Source organism: Micromonospora sp. NPDC049089, assembly GCF_040648775.1.
In the GTDB taxonomy this organism is placed as follows: Bacteria; Actinomycetota; Actinomycetes; order Mycobacteriales; family Micromonosporaceae; genus Micromonospora.
In genome coordinates, this window is the sequence record NZ_JBEZEH010000002.1 from 1 (window position 1) to 15601 (window position 15601).

Consider the following 15601-nt stretch of genomic DNA (forward strand, 5'->3'; position numbering starts at 1 on the left):
CCCGCGCCCCCCCCCGCCCCGCCCCCGGGGGTGGTGGAAGCGCTGACCGGGGCGGTTGGGGGCCGTGTGGTGGCGCGGCGCCCCGGGGGGTGCGCGGCCCGCCCCCCCCGCCGGTGCCCCACGCGACCGCCCAATCGGACAGCGTGGCCCCCGGGGGTTGGAAATTCCGCTCCGGGGGCCCCGTCCGGCCCTCACTCCGCGTACCGTCGGGGACACGGGAGGGTGGCATGTCGACGGTGGCGATTACCGGGATCATCGAGGCGCACGCTGTCGACGTCTGGCGTCTGCTGACCGACCTGCCCGGCCGCGCGGCCCGGCTGACCGCAGCCGGCCCGATCAAGGTGCTCACCCCGGGTTCGTTCGGGCCGGGCACCTCCTGGCGCGAGGAACGGGTCCAGCCGGGCGGCGCCACGCTGACCGAGGAGTTCCTGGTGGTCGAGGCGCTCGCACCGCAGCGACTGGTGCTCTGCTCCTCCGGCACCGGCGCCGACTACCGCATCACCTGGAGCCTGCGGCCGGTCCGCCGCCGCCGTCGGGGTTGCACAGCGGTCACAGTGACCCACGAGGCGGTGCCGACCGCTCCGTACGGTCGGGTGGTGGCGCTGCTGCTCGGCGGGCTGGCCGCGCGGGCGGTCGAGGCGGCGCTCTGGCGTGATCTCGCCGACCTCGCCGTCGCGGCCGGTGCCGCCGGCTCCGTCGAAGCCGCCTGAGCGCCGGGCGGTCAGCCTTCGCCGTGACCTGAACGGGGTCCGGCCCTCTCCGCTGGGTAGGGTGCCGGGCGGAGGTGCGGCATGAGGTTCCCGAGAGGCCGGCGACGGCTCGCGATCGCGGTCGCGGCGCTGCTCGCGACGGCAGCCGTCGCGGTCATCGTCCACCGGGTCCTCGCACCGGCAGAGGTGAGCACCGTGGCGCGGGCCGACTATCCGGCCCCGGCCCAACCGGCCGCCGGAGTGATCGGTCGGTTGCCGGTCGCCCCGTTGATCGTCGACGGGAGACTGCGGGTGTACGCCGCACACCGTCAGGTCTACGCTGACCGGCCGGTCGACGGCCGGTACCGGACCAGCCCGTTCTGGTCGTACCGGCGGTGGCCGGCGGAGCTGACCGGGGTGGTCGCCAGCGGTCGTACCGTGGTCAGCCGTTGGTCCGACGGGCAGCTCGTCGCACTCGACGCCCGGACCGGCGGGGTGCTCTGGCGAGCCGACGGCCCGGAGCCTGTCGAGAGCACGGCGCCGGTACGTCGTACCTGGGCGGCGACCGTCTGGGATGCGCCCGGGCTCCAGCTCACCGACCTTCCCGACGGGCGGATCGTGCTGGTGGTGACCGGGGATGCCCAGGCGCGTGGGGTCGAGCTGAGCGGCGGTAGGGAGCTGTGGCGGGTCGAGTTGCCCGGCAGGTGCCGCAGCGATGTCGGCACCAGCGCCACCGGGCTGCTGATCGGTCTTGACACCTGCGCCGGGGCGGCCACTGTCGAGTTCCGGGAGGCTGCCACGGGCGAGGTGCGGGAGCGTTGGCGACCGCCGGGCGGCCCGGACGGGTTTGTGGTGACGCCACTCGGCTGTCGTACCGGCGGCTCGGACTGTCTGGGGTTGCGGACCGCCGGGCCGGGTGACGAGGGCGGCCAGGGCTGGTTGTTGACTGCGGGTTCGCCGGTCGCCGCTCCCGCGCTGGATCCGGCCGGCGTCGCGCTGGTCGGTGAGCAGTCCGTCGCCGTGCTCGACGGGGTCGTTGTGGGTCGATCGGCGCGTACGGGCACCGAGCTGTGGCGCTCCGCGGGCCTGGACGGGGCTCGGGTGCTGGCGGGGCAGCCTGGCCGGGTGCACCTGCTGACCGAGGCGAACGATCTGGTGACGCTGGATCCGGTGACCGGTAGGCAGTTGTCCCGATTCGCGCTCAATGTTGGGTCGGACGGGACCGGCTGGGCGCCGGGGGCGGTGACTGCCGAGGACGGCTTCGTCGCGATCGAGCGGCTCCGAAGGCCGGTCGACCCCACCGGCGATGACCGGCGCTACTTCTACACCGGCGAGACGGTGATCCTGGCCGCCACCTGATCGTGGCGTCTTCCGGCTCGGAACACCGAACCATTCCATTCCCTTTGTCATGAAAGGGTACGTTTTTCACGGTTCAGGTTCCCGGTGGAAGGGGTCGGCGCATGGCCAGGACAGCAGCCAACTACTTCGTGGGCGGGGCACTCGCCGCCACCGCGAGCCTGGCGTTGGCGGTGTCGCCGGTGCTGGCCGCCGGCCCCGCCTCGGCGCAGGGGTTCGGCGTCGTCCGGGCCGAGCCGTCGGCGGACACGGGCGTCACCTTCGAGATCCTGCCGGCGTCGCCGACACCGCCTCCGACTCAGCCGCCGCCCACGTCCACACCGACGGCACCGCCCCAGCCCACGCCGAGTCACGGCGGTGAGTTGCCGGTCACCGGGTCGGGCGGGTCGGCGCTGCTCCTCGCCGTCCTGGGCGCGGCTCTGATCGTCGCCGGTTGGTTCGCCGCCCGCCGCAACAGGCTGAGCTGACCGGCCGGTCGGAGACGGTGGTCGGGCTGGCCCGTTCGCGATCAACGGCCGGCCGGGGTGTGCTCCCTCGGGCGGCTGGTGCGAAGCCGAGGTCGACCGGACTGGCGGGACCGGCGGGCCAGCATGGCGAGGCCGACGACCAGCAGCAGCCCCACTGCTGTCGCCACCACGGTCCACCCGGAAAACATCCGGGAGACGACATTGCCCCGTTTCCCGACCTGACCAGCGTCGGGGAACGTGACCTGCGCGGCGATGCTCCGCTTCACCAGGCCGCTCTCCAGGTTCACCTCCGCCTTCCAGGGACCGTTCGGCAACGTGTTCGGGAGTCGGGCGATGACCTGCCCGGAGGCGCCCGGCGCCAGCGTGACGCCCTGCCCGACCGGAAACGGGCCGGCCCGACTGCCGGCCGGACCGTCGCTCAGGATGACCGCGCCGGTCAGGTCGATGGCACGGCCTCCGGTGTTGCTGACCTGGACGGTCAGCGACGGTTCGCCCTCGGGGCTGCGGGCCGGGCGTACCTCGCCGATCGAGAAGTCGGAGGCGGGTTCGCCACCGGGTCCGATGTCGAGGTACATCCGGACTCCGACCCGGTGGACCTGCGTGATCTCGCCACCGGCCCGCGGGGCTGAGGCGGTGGATGCCCAGACCACCCCGTACCGCTCGCCCTGCGAGGCGGTCGGCGGCACGGTGATTGTCGCTCGGACCCGGGTCTCTCCCCACGGTTCCAGCTCGACTGAGCGCTCGTCGAGGGTGACCCAGGAGGTCAGCTCGTTCTCGGCGCGACCATCGCCGAAGCGGAACGCCGCATCCTCCAGGGTCGCGGCCGCCGGATACACGTCGACCCGACGGGTCTGGTCGGTGCGATTGACGATCAGCAGTTGCCGCCTGATTGTGGTGCCCGGCGGTAGGTGGTCGACGATGTAGCGCAGCGCCCGGGGGTCGCTGCGGCGTTCGGTCGGGGCTTCCCACAACCGGATCCCGATGGTGCCGTCGTCGGATCCCGCTTCCGGTTCGACCGCGCCGGCCCGGGTCGACAGACCCGGACCGGCGAGGCAGAACAGGGCGAGGGCGACAGCGATGGTCGACCGCCCCCGGCGGCTATGCCACCGAATGTGTCACCGTGCCGGTGTAGACGCCCGCGATGCTGTCCAGCGGGACGTTGACGTCCAGGGTGGGGTTCCAGCTGGCGGTGTTGCCCCCGGTGCCGCCACTGTGGGTGAACGCGGTGAGCGGGGTGACGCTGGACAGCGGCTGGGCGTCGCCGGCGGCGGCCTGCCCCGGCGTGAAGGTGCCCGTGCCGGTGGTGGCCGTTGCCGGGCCGGACCAGTAGTCGATCTCCTCGGGGAGGACCGTCTCGGGCGGTGAGCCGCCGCCGGTCTGGAAGACGCTCGCGGTCACCGAGGCGACCCAGGAGGCGTCGGCGGCACCTCGCGAGTCGGTGACCGTCACGACGCCGAGCTGGCCGGTGATGACGCCACCGGGGGCACCGTCGCCGAGGTCGGCGGTGGCCGGCGCGACGATGTCGAGGGTGCCGGCGAGCACCTCGAAGGTGGTGTCGGTGGTGTCGGTGGGCGCGGCGGCGGCCGGCGCGGCGAGGAAGCCCACCATCGCCGCTGCGGCCGCCCAGGCCAGACAGATCTTGGCAGTACGCACTGTTCGTTACCCCGTTTTCTCGAAGTGAGCGGGCGTGACTCCTCGGCACGGCCGGCTACTTCGGAAGATAGGGCAGAAACAACGCAAAGTTGGACAAACGGCGCTTACTTCTCGCAGCTTGACGACCGAGGTGAGGTTCAGCAAGCTCGTCGGGCCTGGATTGGAGACGCGAGATGCGCGCTAGTCGTTCCGCCGTATGCCTGGCCATCGGCACGGTCGTCCCCCTGCTGATGGTCAGCGGCTGCACCGGTGACACGGCGAGACGATCGGCGGCGCCGACCAACCCGCCCGCACTCACCGGGCCGAGTCGGCCTTCGCCCACCACTGAGGCGCCCACGGGATGGTTTCCGCCCGGCCGGGTGCTGCTGGCCGGCCCGCTGGTGGAGCAGAAGGAAGCAACCATCGCAGATGTCGTTCCCAGCGGGGCCAGCTTCACCGTGTATTTCGTCTGCACCGGAGGAGGCCGGATCGCACTGGACGTGAAGACCGCGGCTCCGCTGCGATATCCCTGCGACGGGGTGCCCAACCTGTCGCAGGTCTTCGTCGACAAGGGCGTCTCGACCGACCTTGCCGTCGGAGTCGAGGGTGAGGCGCAGTGGCGACTGGCGGTCATCGACGGAGCGCCCTAGGGGCGTCGGCGGGCGGAGCAGTTGTGCTCCGCCCGCCCGCCCGCCGCTCGTTCCCTGCCTGTGAGTCGGTGCGCTACCGCCGGCGACGGTCAGGCCAGCGCGGCCTCGGCCGCAGCCAGGAACGCGTCGTTCTCGGCCGGGGTGCCGATGGTGACCCGGACCCCGTCCCCGGCGAACGGCCGCACGATCACCCCGCGCGCCTCGCACGCCTTGCCGAACGCCACGGCCCGCTCGCCCAGCGGCAGCCAGACGAAGTTGGCCTGGCTCGTCGGCACCTCGGGCACGAACTTGCGCAGCGCCTCGGTGACCCGGTCCCGATCGGCGACGACCAGGGCGCAGCGGCGCTCCATCTCCGCCACCTGGGTCAGCGCGGCGAGCGCCCCGGCCTGAGCTGCCGTGCTGCTGGAGAACGGGGTCGCCACCTTGCGGATGGCGGCGGCCACCACCGGCTGGGCAACGAGCCACCCCATCCGCAGCCCGGCGAGCCCCCACGCCTTCGACAGCGTGCGCAGCACCGCCACGTTCGGCCGGTCCAGGTAGTCGAGACCGTCCGGCACCTCCGCGTCGGTGACGAACTCCCGGTACGCCTCGTCGATGACCACCAGCACGTCGTCCGGCACCGCGTCGAGGAACCGGTCCAGTTCGGCGCGGCGTACCGCCGTACCGGTGGGGTTGTTCGGGTTGCAGACGAAGATCACTCGGGTCCGGTCGGTCACCGCCGCCGCCATCGCCGCCAGGTCGTGCCCGTGCCCGGCGTCGTTGGGCACCCGCACGCTGGTCGCGCCGCTGGTCGCCACGATGATCGGGTACGCCTCGAAGGACCGCCACGAGTAGAGCACCTCGTCGCCGGGCAGGCAGGTGGCACGCACCAGGTGCTCGGCCAGCGCCACCGAACCGCAGCCGGTGGCGATCCGGTCGGCGTCCACCCCGTACCGCTGGGCCAGCGCGTCGCGCAGCGCGACCACGCCCATGTCCGGGTAGCGGTGCGAGGTGGTGATGGCCTCGGTGACCGCCTCCACGACGCCGGGCAGAGGGCCGTACGGCACCTCGTTGCTGGCCAGCTTGATGGCCTCCGGCAGGCCCAACTCGCGGGCCAGGTCGGCGGGGCTGCGCCCCGGCACGTAGCTGGGCAGGGCGTCCAGGTCGACGCGGGTCAGCCGCAGCGCCGGCTGGTGACGTCCGGAGTCGGTCATGGGGTGTCTCCCGGGGGCTGGTTACGGTCGTTCGAGGGGACGGTGTCGGTGTGTTGGGGGACTTCGACGACCACCGTCTGTGCGCGCTTGTCGTGCAGCGCCTGGCGCAGGGGGTGGTCGAAGAGGGGGGAGAGGGCGTCGACCAGTTGCAGCACCAGGCCGAGCCCGGCGCAGTACCAGAGCAGTGTCGGCAGGCCCATCGTGCTCCAACGGCTCAGCGCCCGGCGGACGCCCAGCGGCTGGTCGGCGGCCATCGGCACCGCCCGGATCCGCATGACCCGCTTGCCGACCGTCTGCCCGCCGGAGGCCATCGTCGGCACCTCGTACGCCAGCCAGAGCGCGGTGGCGATCAGCAGGATCGCCACCAGCAGAGAATTCGCCTGCTCACTGGGGAGCGGAAGGCCGTCGGCGGAGGTGTCGCCGCGCGACGCGCGCCGGAAGACCTCCTGCCAGTACGGCGCCCACTCCTGCGCCCAGCGCCAGACGAACCAGCCGTTGACGACCACGTTCAGTGCGAGGACGAGACCGAAGTCGATCAGCCGGGCGACCAACCTACGGCCGTAGCCGGCCAACCTGAAGCCGTGCGGTCGCGGCTCCGGCGGACGTCCGGGCCAGCCGGGGTGACCGGCCGGGGGCGCCCAGCCGGGAGGGGCACCCGGTGGTGCCCAGCCCGACGGACCGCCCTGCGGGCCCCAGCCGGGAGGGCCGGCCTGTGGTCCCCAGCCCGGGCCGTGCCCCGGTTGCGGGCCGTACCCAGGAGGTGGGCCCTGCTGGGGCGACCAGCCCGGAGCGCCGGTCGCCGACTCGGGGGTCGTCGACGCCGCTGGCGCGGCCGGGGTGACCGGCGCGGGCGGCGGCTCGGCCGGCGGCGGACCGTCCGGCGGAGTCGCGTCGACGGGAATGGGCGCACCGAGCCAACCCTCGCCGTCCCAGTAACGCCGGGTCTCGGTGTCGGCGGGGTCGACGTACCAGCCGGGTTGCACACTCACGCCGTCGCTCCGCTTCGCTCGCTCACTGGGACACCTTAACGACGGCTGTTCCCTCGAACTCGGCATGGCGGTACCGCGGGGCGTACCCCTGGAGGTTTGGTCCGGGCGGCGGCGCGAAGCCGCCGGCGGTGGGTCGGGGCCCACCGGCCGGCGGCGTCGGGTACGACGGAGGTTGCGTCACGCTCGCAAGTGTTACAGGTTGCCGCGGGCTTCCTGCTCCCGCTCGATCGCCTGGAAGAGCGCCTTGAAGTTGCCCTTGCCGAAGCCCAGCGAGCCGTGCCGCTCGATCAGCTCGAAGAAGACAGTGGGACGGTCCTGCACCGGCTTGGTGAAGATCTGGAGCAGGTAGCCGTCCTCGTCCCGGTCGACCAGGATCTTGCGGGCCTTCAGCTCCTCGATCGGCACCCGCACCTTGCCGATCCGCTCACGCAGCTCGGGGTCGTCGTAGTACGAGTCCGGGGTGTCCAGGAACTCCAGGCCGGCAGCGCGCATCGCGTCGACGCTGGCAAGGATGTCGTTGGTGGCGACGGCGATGTGCTGCGCGCCCGGGCCCTGGTAGAACTCCAGGTACTCGTCGATCTGGGACTTCTTGCGGGCGATCGCCGGCTCGTTGAGCGGGAACTTCACCTTGCGGGTGCCGTTCGCCACGACCTTGCTCATCAGCGCCGAGTAGTCGGTGGCGATGTCGTCGCCCACGAACTCCGCCATGTTGGAGAAGCCCATCACCCGCTTGTAGAACTCGACCCACTCGTCCATCCGGCCCAGCTCCACGTTGCCGACCACGTGGTCGACGGCCTGGAAGAAGCGCTTCGGCTGGATGCCGGCGTCGATCATCGGCTGCCGGTCCACGATCGGGCCCCGGGCCACGAAGCCGGGCAGGAACGGGCCGGTGTAGCGGGACCGGTCGACCAGCGTGTGCCGGGTGTCGCCGTACGCGGCGATGGCGGCCATCCGGACGGTGCCGTGCTCGTCGGTCACGTCGTGCGGCTCGACGACGCTGGCGGCGCCCTGCGCGATGGCGTGCGCGTACGCGGCGTCCACGTTCGGGACCTCCAGCGCGATGTCGCTGATCCCGTCGCTGTGCCGGGCCACGTGCTCGGCGCCCTCGGCGTCCGGGCGCACCGCGCCGGTCAGCACGAACCGGGCCGAGCCGCTGGTCAGCACGTACTGGGCGTGGTCCCGGTAGCCCTGCTCGGGGCCGCGGTACGCCACGCAGGTCATGCCGAAGGCGGTGGAGTAGTAGTGGGCGGCCTGCTTGGCGTTGCCGACCAGGAAGTGCACGTGGTCGAGGCCCCGGACCGGGAACGGGTCGTGGCTGATGTCGTGGTCGACAGCGCCGACGAGCCGGTCGACGTCGACGTCCTCGGTCGACTTGGGTCGGTCGATCGCCTGGGTCATGGTGGGCTCCCTCGCGTACCGGCCGGCCTTGTGGGCCGCCGTGGTCGGTTCTTGAGGCGAGGATCGCTGGCCCGGCATCGAGTGGGCAACTGTTGGCAGAAATGCTGGTCAGGTTGCGCATTCGGTATGGTCGTCACTCATGAATGGTGAGCAGAATGTACAGCTCGACGCGCTTGACGTGCGCTTGATCGAACTGCTCGCCGAGGAGCCGCGGATCGGGGTGCTGGAGTGCTCCCGGCGGCTCGGGGTGGCCCGGGGCACCGTGCAGGCGAGGCTGGACAAGCTCGTCGAGCGGCAGGTCATCAAGGGCTTCGGCCCCGAGATCGCGCCGGCCGCGATCGGGTTCGGGGTGACCAGCTTCGTCACCCTGGAGATCACTCAGCGGCACGGTCACGACCCGGTCACCGCTCACCTCGCCGCCATCCCCGAGGTGCTGGAGGCGCACACCATCACCGGCTCCAGCGACCTGCTCTGCCGGATCGTGGCCCGGTCGAACACCGACCTGCAACGGGTCATCGACCAGATCGTCTCGTCCGCCGGCATCACCCGGGCCTCGACGATCATCGCGCTGGCCGAGCAGATCCCCTACCGCACGCTTCCGCTGGTGCGCAGCGCTGTTCGGCTGGACGGAAGGGCGCTGTAACACCTCCGAGCGCAGAAAGCGCGGCGACACGGCGGCGCGGGCGTACGGAAGATCCGTGATCGTGGCTACGGTGTGCGGGTGGCGAAGGGGAGCGTGCGCGGTGGGCTGCTGCTTGGCCTCGCCGTGGTCGTCGCGCTCGCCGCGACCGGCGTGTGGAACCCGTTCCCCGGCCTGTGGGACTGGGTGGACCGCAGCGAACCCATCTCCGAGCCCGACGTGGTCTGGCAGCAACGGGTCGGCGGCACTCCGCGCAGCGTGACCATCGCCGGCGACGCCGTGGTGGTCGAGCAGCGGACCCGGGTCGAGGCTCGCAGCCTGGCCACCGGTGCCCAGCTCTGGGAGCGCAAGGCGGACTGGGCGGCGGTCGCGGGCGGCGACCGGGATCCGGTCGTGGCCGTGGGCAAGCTCCTGGTCAAGGGGTACGAGCTGCTCGACCCGACGACCGGGGTGACCCGTCGGCGTGACGATGACGCGGTGGCCGTCTGGACGTACCGCAACCTGCTCCTCGACGCCAGCTGCACGGACGCCACCGACTGCACCCTGAGCGCCTGGGACCCGCGTGGCACGACGCCGCTCTGGACGGCCTTCCTGCCCGGGGTGCACAGCGGCCTGCTCGCCGACAATCCGGGTCTGCGCGGCACCCGCCGGCTCACCGCCACCCGGATCGACGACGGCGTGGCCGGGGCGGAAGCCGCACCTCCGCTGCTGGGCTTCCCGGTCGACGGTCGGGTCCACGTGGTCGACACCGCCACCGGTCGGGTGCTGCAGAACGTCGAGCCCGGCCGGGAGGAGCGGCTCTCCGTGGTGGGCGGCCGGCTGTTGCGCATCTCCGCCCGATCCCAGGACGGCACCTGCTACTTCGCCATCTCCGCCCGGGACTCGGCGACCGGGCAGGAGGCCTGGCAGCGGGCCGGCATCAACCTGCGCACCGCCGACTCCGCCGGCTGCGTGCAACGCGAGGACCCGCAGGGTGCGCGGAACGTGCTGATCGGCGTCGCACCGGACGGCCGCGAGACCGTCATCGACGGGTACGACGGCCGGCTGCTCTGGGTCGGTGAGCCGGGCACCAAGCTGATCGCGGTGGACGACCGTTCGGCGGTGTTCCGGGCCGCCGACAAACGCTCCGTCATCGCCCGTGAGCTGGGCACCGAGAAGGTGCTCTGGACGCGGCAGGCCAGCGGCAAGGCCGGGGCCGCGCTCACCCCGTACGCGGCGGTGGTGGCCGACGAGAAGCCGTCCCGGCTGGCGGCACTGGACCCGCGCACCGGCCGGGAGTTGGCCGTTCTGCGTACCTCGGCGAACGCCCTCGCCGTCGGGTCACAGGGCATGATCATCGGTGAGGGGCGGGAGATCGGGTACGTCCGCTTCGGCGCGTCCGGAAACTCGCCCGCCCGACCTCCCAACGATGGTGGGAATCCCGGGCCGGGCGGCCCCGGCCCCGGCGGGCCGGACAACGACGACGACTGCGGGCCGAAGCGGGAACTCTGCCCCGACCCGGGTGGCGGCAAGGACGGCTGAGCGGGCCGTCCGCCTCATGATCCGGATGGCGGTCGGGCCCGGCGCGCCCGGTGGATGAGAGCGGCGTCCCAGGACCCGCCCGGCGGGTGGGAGTGATCGACCGGTCTGCCCTAGGCTTGCCGCTCATGAGCAGTGCCGCCGCATTCTCGTACGCCCCTCTGCTGCCGACCGGTCCCGACCAGACGGACTATCGCCTGGTCACCGACGAGGGCGTGGACGTCGTACACGGCCCGGGAGGCCGTCGGTTCCTCACTGTGGAACCGGCAGCGCTCACCGCGCTGACCGCCGAGGCGATGCACGACATCGCGCACTTCCTGCGCCCCGCGCACCTGGCGCAGCTCCGGGCGATCATCGACGACCCGGCCGCCTCGCCGAACGACAGGTTCGTCGCGCTGGACCTGCTGCGCAACGCCAACATCGCCGCCGGCGGTGTCCTGCCCATGTGTCAGGACACCGGCACCGCCATCGTGATGGGCAAACGTGGTCGGCACGTGCTGACCGACGGTGCCGACGCGGAGGCCATTTCCCGGGGCGTCTACCAGGCGTACACCAAGCTCAATCTGCGCTACTCCCAGCTCGCCCCGCTGACCATGTGGGACGAGCGGAACACCGGCAGCAACCTGCCCGCCCAGGTGGACCTGTACGCCGAGGACCCGGACGGGCACCCCGACGCGTACAAGTTCCTGTTCATGGCCAAGGGCGGTGGCTCGGCCAACAAGTCGTACCTCTACCAGGAGACGAAGGCACTGCTCAATCCGACGCGGATGATGCAGTTCCTGGAGGAGAAGCTGCGGCTGATCGGCACCGCGGCCTGCCCGCCGTACCACCTGGCCGTCGTCATCGGCGGCACCTCCGCCGAGTACGCGCTGAAGACCGCGAAGTACGCCAGCGCCAAGTATCTCGACGCGCTGCCGACCGCCGGCTCGATGAGCGCGCACGGCTTCCGCGACCTGGAGCTGGAGGCGGAGGTGCTGGAGCTGACCCGCAACTTCGGCATCGGCGCGCAGTTCGGTGGGCGGTACTTCTGCCACGACGTACGGGTGGTCCGGTTGCCCCGGCACGGCGCGTCCTGCCCGGTGGCGATCGCCGTCTCCTGCTCGGCGGACCGCCAGGCCGTCGCCAAGATCACCCCGTCGGGTGTGTGGCTGGAGCGGCTCGAAACCGACCCGGCGCGGTTCCTGCCCGACATCACCGACGATGCGCTCGACGCCGAGCTGGTCGTCCGGGTCGACCTGAACCGGCCGATGGACGAGATCCGCGCGGAGCTGTCGAAGTACCCGGTGAAGACGCGCCTCTCGCTCTCCGGGCCGCTCGTGGTCGCCCGGGACATCGCCCACGCCAAGATCGCCGAGCGGTTGGACGCCGGGGAGCCGATGCCGCAGTACCTGCGTGACCACGCGGTCTACTACGCCGGCCCGGCGAAGACCCCCGAGGGGTACGCGTCCGGATCGTTCGGCCCGACCACGGCCGGCCGGATGGACGCCTACGTGGAGAAGTTCCAGGCCGCCGGCGGCTCCCAGGTGATGCTGGCCAAGGGCAACCGGTCGGGTCAGGTGACCCGCTCCTGCCAGCAGCACGGTGGCTTCTACCTCGGCTCGATCGGCGGCCCCGCAGCCCGCCTCGCCCAGGACTGCATCAAGCACGTCGAGGTCCTCGAATACGCGGAGCTGGGCATGGAGGCGGTCTGGAAGATCGAGGTGGAGGACTTCCCCGCGTTCATCGTGGTCGACGACAAGGGCAACGACTTCTTCGCCGAGGTCACCAAGCCGGTGCTCACCGTCGGCCGCCGCTGACCCGACAGGTACGCGAACGGGCGCCGGGCGAACTCGCCCGGCGCCCGTTCTGTCGCCCGTGCTCTGCCGACATCGGTACGCCCGCCCCGCTGGGGTGGGACGGGCGCACCGCCCCCGTCGGATGCCGTCACCGACAACCCACAGTGAGTGTGCTGAGCACCGCTGTTGATCCGCTATCAGATCGCTATCGCCTGACCGAAGCGAACTGTCACACCGGGACTACGCTGCTGGAAGTTGCACAGTGAAGCGGGGGAGTAGATGCGTTTCGGGATCCTGGGGCCCCTGCGGGTGGGCGGTGGCGAGTCCACTGTCACCGCAGGACGCGACCGGATCGTGCTCGCCACGCTGCTGTTGCGGGCCGGCCGCCTCGTGCCGGTCGACGAGTTGGTGGACGCCGTGTGGGAGGACAATCCCCCAGCCACCGCCCGGGCTCAGTTGCAGACCTGCGTGTCGCGGTTGCGCCGCCGGTTCACCGAGCTGGGGCTGGCACCGGAAACCATCATCACCGATCCCGTCGGGTACGGCGTCCGGACCGCCCCGGGTGTCCTGGACGCCGAGGTTTTCGGGCGTACGGTCGAGGCGGCCCGCACCGCCGTCGCGGCCGGCCGGGAGGACAAGGCGAGTGAGCTGTTCCGGGCGGCCCTGGCGCTCTGGCGAGGGCCGGCGCTCGGCGGCATCCCCAGCCGCAGCGTCCGCCGCCGCGCACAGGCGCTCGACGAGCAGCGCCTCACCGCCCTGGAGGAGTGCGTCGACGTCGAGATGCGCCTCGGGCGGGCCGCCGAACTGATCGAGGAGCTTGCCGAGACCGTCGACCAGCATCCCCTGCGGGAGCGTCTGCGTGGCCAACTGATGCTCGCCCTGTCCTCGGTCGGTCGGCAGGCCGACGCGCTCGCCGTCTACCGTGAGGGCCGGCGGTTGTACGCCGACGAGCTGGGTATCGAACCCGGTGCCGAGCTTCAGGAACTGCACCAACGCGTACTCGCCGGTGACCTGGCACTCGGCGGCTCGGAGGAGCGGACCTTCACCCCGGTCCGGGCACTGCCCCGGGCGATCGACGATTTCATCGGACGGCAGGAGACGCTCGCCCGGCTGGTGAAGGAGATCGAGGAAGACGACGCCCGGATCCAGCTCGTCGACGGCATGGCGGGCAGCGGGAAGACGACGCTGGCCGTGCACGTCGCCACCGCGCTCGCGGACCGTTACCCCGACGCGCATCTCTTCATCGACCTGCACGGACACAGCGATCGGGAGCCGATCCCGCCCGCCGTCGCCCTTGCCACGCTGCTTCGTCAGCTCGGTGTTCCGGGTGACCGGATCCCCGCCGACACCGACGAACGTGCCGCCCTGTGGCGGAGCAGAATGTCCGGACGCCGGGCGATCGTGGTGCTCGACAACGCCGCGAGCGCCGCTCAGGTCGCACCGCTGCTGCCCAGCGGTCGGGACAGCCTCACCCTGGTCACGAGCCGCCGCCGGCTCACCGGTCTGGACGGTGGCAAGCCGTCGTCGCTGGCCGTGCTCGACTCGGAGGAGGCGGTGGAACTGCTCGGACGGGTGGTTGGCACCGACCGGGTCGACGCCGAGCCGGAGGCGGCCATCGAGGTGATCACCCGCTGCGGGCACCTGCCGCTGGCCATCCGGCTGGCGGGTGCCCGACTCGCGCACCGGCCTCGGTGGCGGGTCCGCGACCTGGCGGACCGGCTCGCCACCGGACGGGACACCCTGACCGAGTTGTCGGCCGGCGAACGCTCCGTCGGGCAGGCCTTCGCTCTGTCGTACGCACAGCTCGACGTCGACCAACAGCGGATGTTCCGGCTGTTGGCGCTGCATCCCGGGGGCTTCTTCGACGATCGGGCGGCGGCGGCGGTCGCCGACCTGCCGCTGCCGGACGCCCAGGACCTACTGGACAGTCTCGTCGACGCGCACCTCGTCGACGAGCCCGAGGCCGGCCGTTTCCGCTTCCACGACCTGATGCGCGAGTACGCCCGGCAGTTGCTGGGGACCAGCGAGACCGCGGCGAGCCGGACGGCCGCCACCGTCCGACTCCTTGATCACTACCTGCACGTGGCCCACGCCATCTCCAGTCGAATGGAGCCGGTGGCCAGCCGATCCGCCCTGGTGCTGCCGGAACCTCCCCGAGCCGATCTGGTGCGGGCGTCCGTCTCGGATGGTGCCGCCTGGTTCGACGCCAACCGCGCGGCGCTTCCGGCGCTGGTGCGGATGGCCGCCGACGAGGGGCACCTGGAACGCTGCTGGCAGCTGGCCCGCACAGCCTGGTTCTATCTGTTCAGGCACGGCCACCTGGACGAGCTGGTGGACACCCACACCGTCGCGCTGGGCGCCGCCGAGCAGCTCGGCGACGCGGGAGCCATCGCCACAGTGCGCAACTACCTCTCCTCGGGCTACTTCCGGCTCGGGCGGTACCCGGAGGCCATTGAGCTGATGGAGGTCGCGCTCCGACTGCGTCAACGGCTCGGCGACCGGCGTGGTGAGGCGACGGTCCGCCGGAATCTGGCCGTCGCGTACGGCGCGAACTGGCAGCTAGCTCCCGCCATGACCCACTCCGCCGTGGCACTGTCGCTTGTCTCCGGCGGTGACCAGCCGGCGGAGGTCATCGCGATGCTCAACAATCAGGCGTTTCTGCTGCTGGCATCGGGTCGCTACGCGGAGGCCCGGCTGGCCTCGCGGCGGCAGTTGCGCCTGGCCCGCGAGATCGGCGACATGAACAGCCTGTGCAACGCCCTCGGTCACCTTGGGGCGGTGCGGGCCCGGCTCGGCGACTATTCGGGAGCGCGCCGGTTCCTGCGGCTCGCGTTGACGTTCAAGCGCCGGCAGGGCAACCGCTTCGGCGAGGGCGAGGTCCTCAACGAGCTGGGCACCATCGAGCGGATCATGGGCCGGCCGGAGGCCGCCGCGACGCTGCACCGCGAGGCGCTCGCTGCGGTGACGAAGTCCGGGGACCGCATTGCCGCCAGCATGTCGCGAAACCTGCTGGCCCGCGCTCTCCTCGACCAGGGGGACGTGGCCAGCGCGCTGGACCTGCACCGGCGGGTGCTCGCCGATGCCATCCGGATGGACGCCCGGCACGAACAGGCCGGTGCGCTGGACGGTATCGCCCGCTGCTTGCGGGAGACCGACCCGGCGGCGGCCCGGTCGCACTGGCTCCGGGCGCTGTCCCTGTTCCGCCAGATCGAGTCGCCGGAGCAGCACGAGGTGGAACGGCTGCTGGCCGAGTTGGGCTGACGGATCATCTGCGAGTCGGCCACGGGCGCGGCA

General features: G+C 72.0%; 13 protein-coding genes. 8 read left to right on the forward strand and 5 right to left on the reverse strand.

From position 1 onward, the window contains the following. Window positions 1-227: 227 nt before the first annotated feature. The 3 genes from AB0B48_RS00585 (at window position 228) to AB0B48_RS00595 (ending at window position 2512) form a co-directional block, all read left to right on the forward strand. Window positions 228-710, forward strand: coding sequence for an SRPBCC family protein (locus AB0B48_RS00585; RefSeq protein WP_357193814.1), 483 nt, complete (start codon window positions 228-230; stop codon window positions 708-710). A gap of 81 nt (window positions 711-791) precedes the next feature. Beyond that, a complete protein-coding gene (locus AB0B48_RS00590; protein ID WP_357193817.1) occupies window positions 792-2048 on the forward strand; it encodes a PQQ-binding-like beta-propeller repeat protein in 1257 nt (418 codons plus the stop codon). 101 nt (window positions 2049-2149) lie between these two features. Continuing rightward, window positions 2150-2512 (forward strand): LPXTG cell wall anchor domain-containing protein, encoded by a 363-nt coding sequence (locus AB0B48_RS00595; protein WP_357193819.1) that lies wholly within the window; start codon window positions 2150-2152, stop codon window positions 2510-2512. A gap of 41 nt (window positions 2513-2553) precedes the next feature. Here AB0B48_RS00595 and AB0B48_RS00600 read toward each other — a convergent pair whose 3' ends face one another. Both AB0B48_RS00600 and AB0B48_RS00605 read right to left on the reverse strand, forming a co-directional pair. Beyond that, on the reverse strand, window positions 2554-3483 hold the full coding sequence (locus tag AB0B48_RS00600; RefSeq protein ID WP_357193822.1) for a hypothetical protein: 930 nt from the start codon (window positions 3481-3483) through the stop codon (window positions 2554-2556). A gap of 127 nt (window positions 3484-3610) precedes the next feature. Then, complete coding sequence (locus AB0B48_RS00605; RefSeq protein WP_357193825.1) at window positions 3611-4165, reverse strand: hypothetical protein; 555 nt, start codon at window positions 4163-4165, stop codon at window positions 3611-3613. Window positions 4166-4338: 173 nt separating this feature from the next. Between AB0B48_RS00605 and AB0B48_RS00610 the strand changes: the two genes are divergently transcribed. Continuing rightward, on the forward strand, window positions 4339-4794 hold the full coding sequence (locus tag AB0B48_RS00610; RefSeq protein ID WP_357193828.1) for a hypothetical protein: 456 nt from the start codon (window positions 4339-4341) through the stop codon (window positions 4792-4794). Between the two features lie 89 nt (window positions 4795-4883). Here AB0B48_RS00610 and hisC read toward each other — a convergent pair whose 3' ends face one another. The 3 genes from hisC to hppD form a co-directional block, all read right to left on the reverse strand. Further along, window positions 4884-5987 (reverse strand): histidinol-phosphate transaminase, encoded by a 1104-nt coding sequence (hisC, locus tag AB0B48_RS00615; RefSeq protein WP_355005917.1) that lies wholly within the window; start codon window positions 5985-5987, stop codon window positions 4884-4886. After that, the gene (locus tag AB0B48_RS00620) at window positions 5984-6976 is read right to left on the reverse strand and encodes an RDD family protein (RefSeq protein ID WP_357193831.1); all 993 of its coding nucleotides are present in this window, start codon (window positions 6974-6976) and stop codon (window positions 5984-5986) included. Before AB0B48_RS00620 ends, hisC begins: the two co-directional genes overlap by 4 nt. 192 nt (window positions 6977-7168) lie before the next feature. Then, window positions 7169-8374: a 4-hydroxyphenylpyruvate dioxygenase gene (gene hppD / locus AB0B48_RS00625; RefSeq protein WP_357193834.1), complete on the reverse strand. Its 1206-nt coding sequence runs from the start codon at window positions 8372-8374 to the stop codon at window positions 7169-7171. Between the two features lie 139 nt (window positions 8375-8513). On the opposite strand from hppD, the gene AB0B48_RS00630 reads away from it, so the two are divergent. The 4 genes from AB0B48_RS00630 to AB0B48_RS00645 all read left to right on the forward strand — a co-directional run bounded on the left by AB0B48_RS00630 (window position 8514) and on the right by AB0B48_RS00645 (window position 15568). Next, on the forward strand, window positions 8514-9017 hold the full coding sequence (locus AB0B48_RS00630; protein ID WP_355005914.1) for an Lrp/AsnC family transcriptional regulator: 504 nt from the start codon (window positions 8514-8516) through the stop codon (window positions 9015-9017). A gap of 105 nt (window positions 9018-9122) precedes the next feature. Next, complete coding sequence (locus tag AB0B48_RS00635) at window positions 9123-10535, forward strand: PQQ-binding-like beta-propeller repeat protein (RefSeq protein WP_357194061.1); 1413 nt, start codon at window positions 9123-9125, stop codon at window positions 10533-10535. Between the two features lie 125 nt (window positions 10536-10660). Then, window positions 10661-12328, forward strand: a complete 1668-nt coding sequence (locus AB0B48_RS00640) for a fumarate hydratase (RefSeq protein WP_357193838.1) — start codon at window positions 10661-10663, stop codon at window positions 12326-12328. Between the two features lie 258 nt (window positions 12329-12586). Beyond that, the gene (locus tag AB0B48_RS00645; RefSeq protein ID WP_357193841.1) at window positions 12587-15568 is read left to right on the forward strand and encodes a BTAD domain-containing putative transcriptional regulator; all 2982 of its coding nucleotides are present in this window, start codon (window positions 12587-12589) and stop codon (window positions 15566-15568) included. Window positions 15569-15601: the final 33 nt, after the last annotated feature.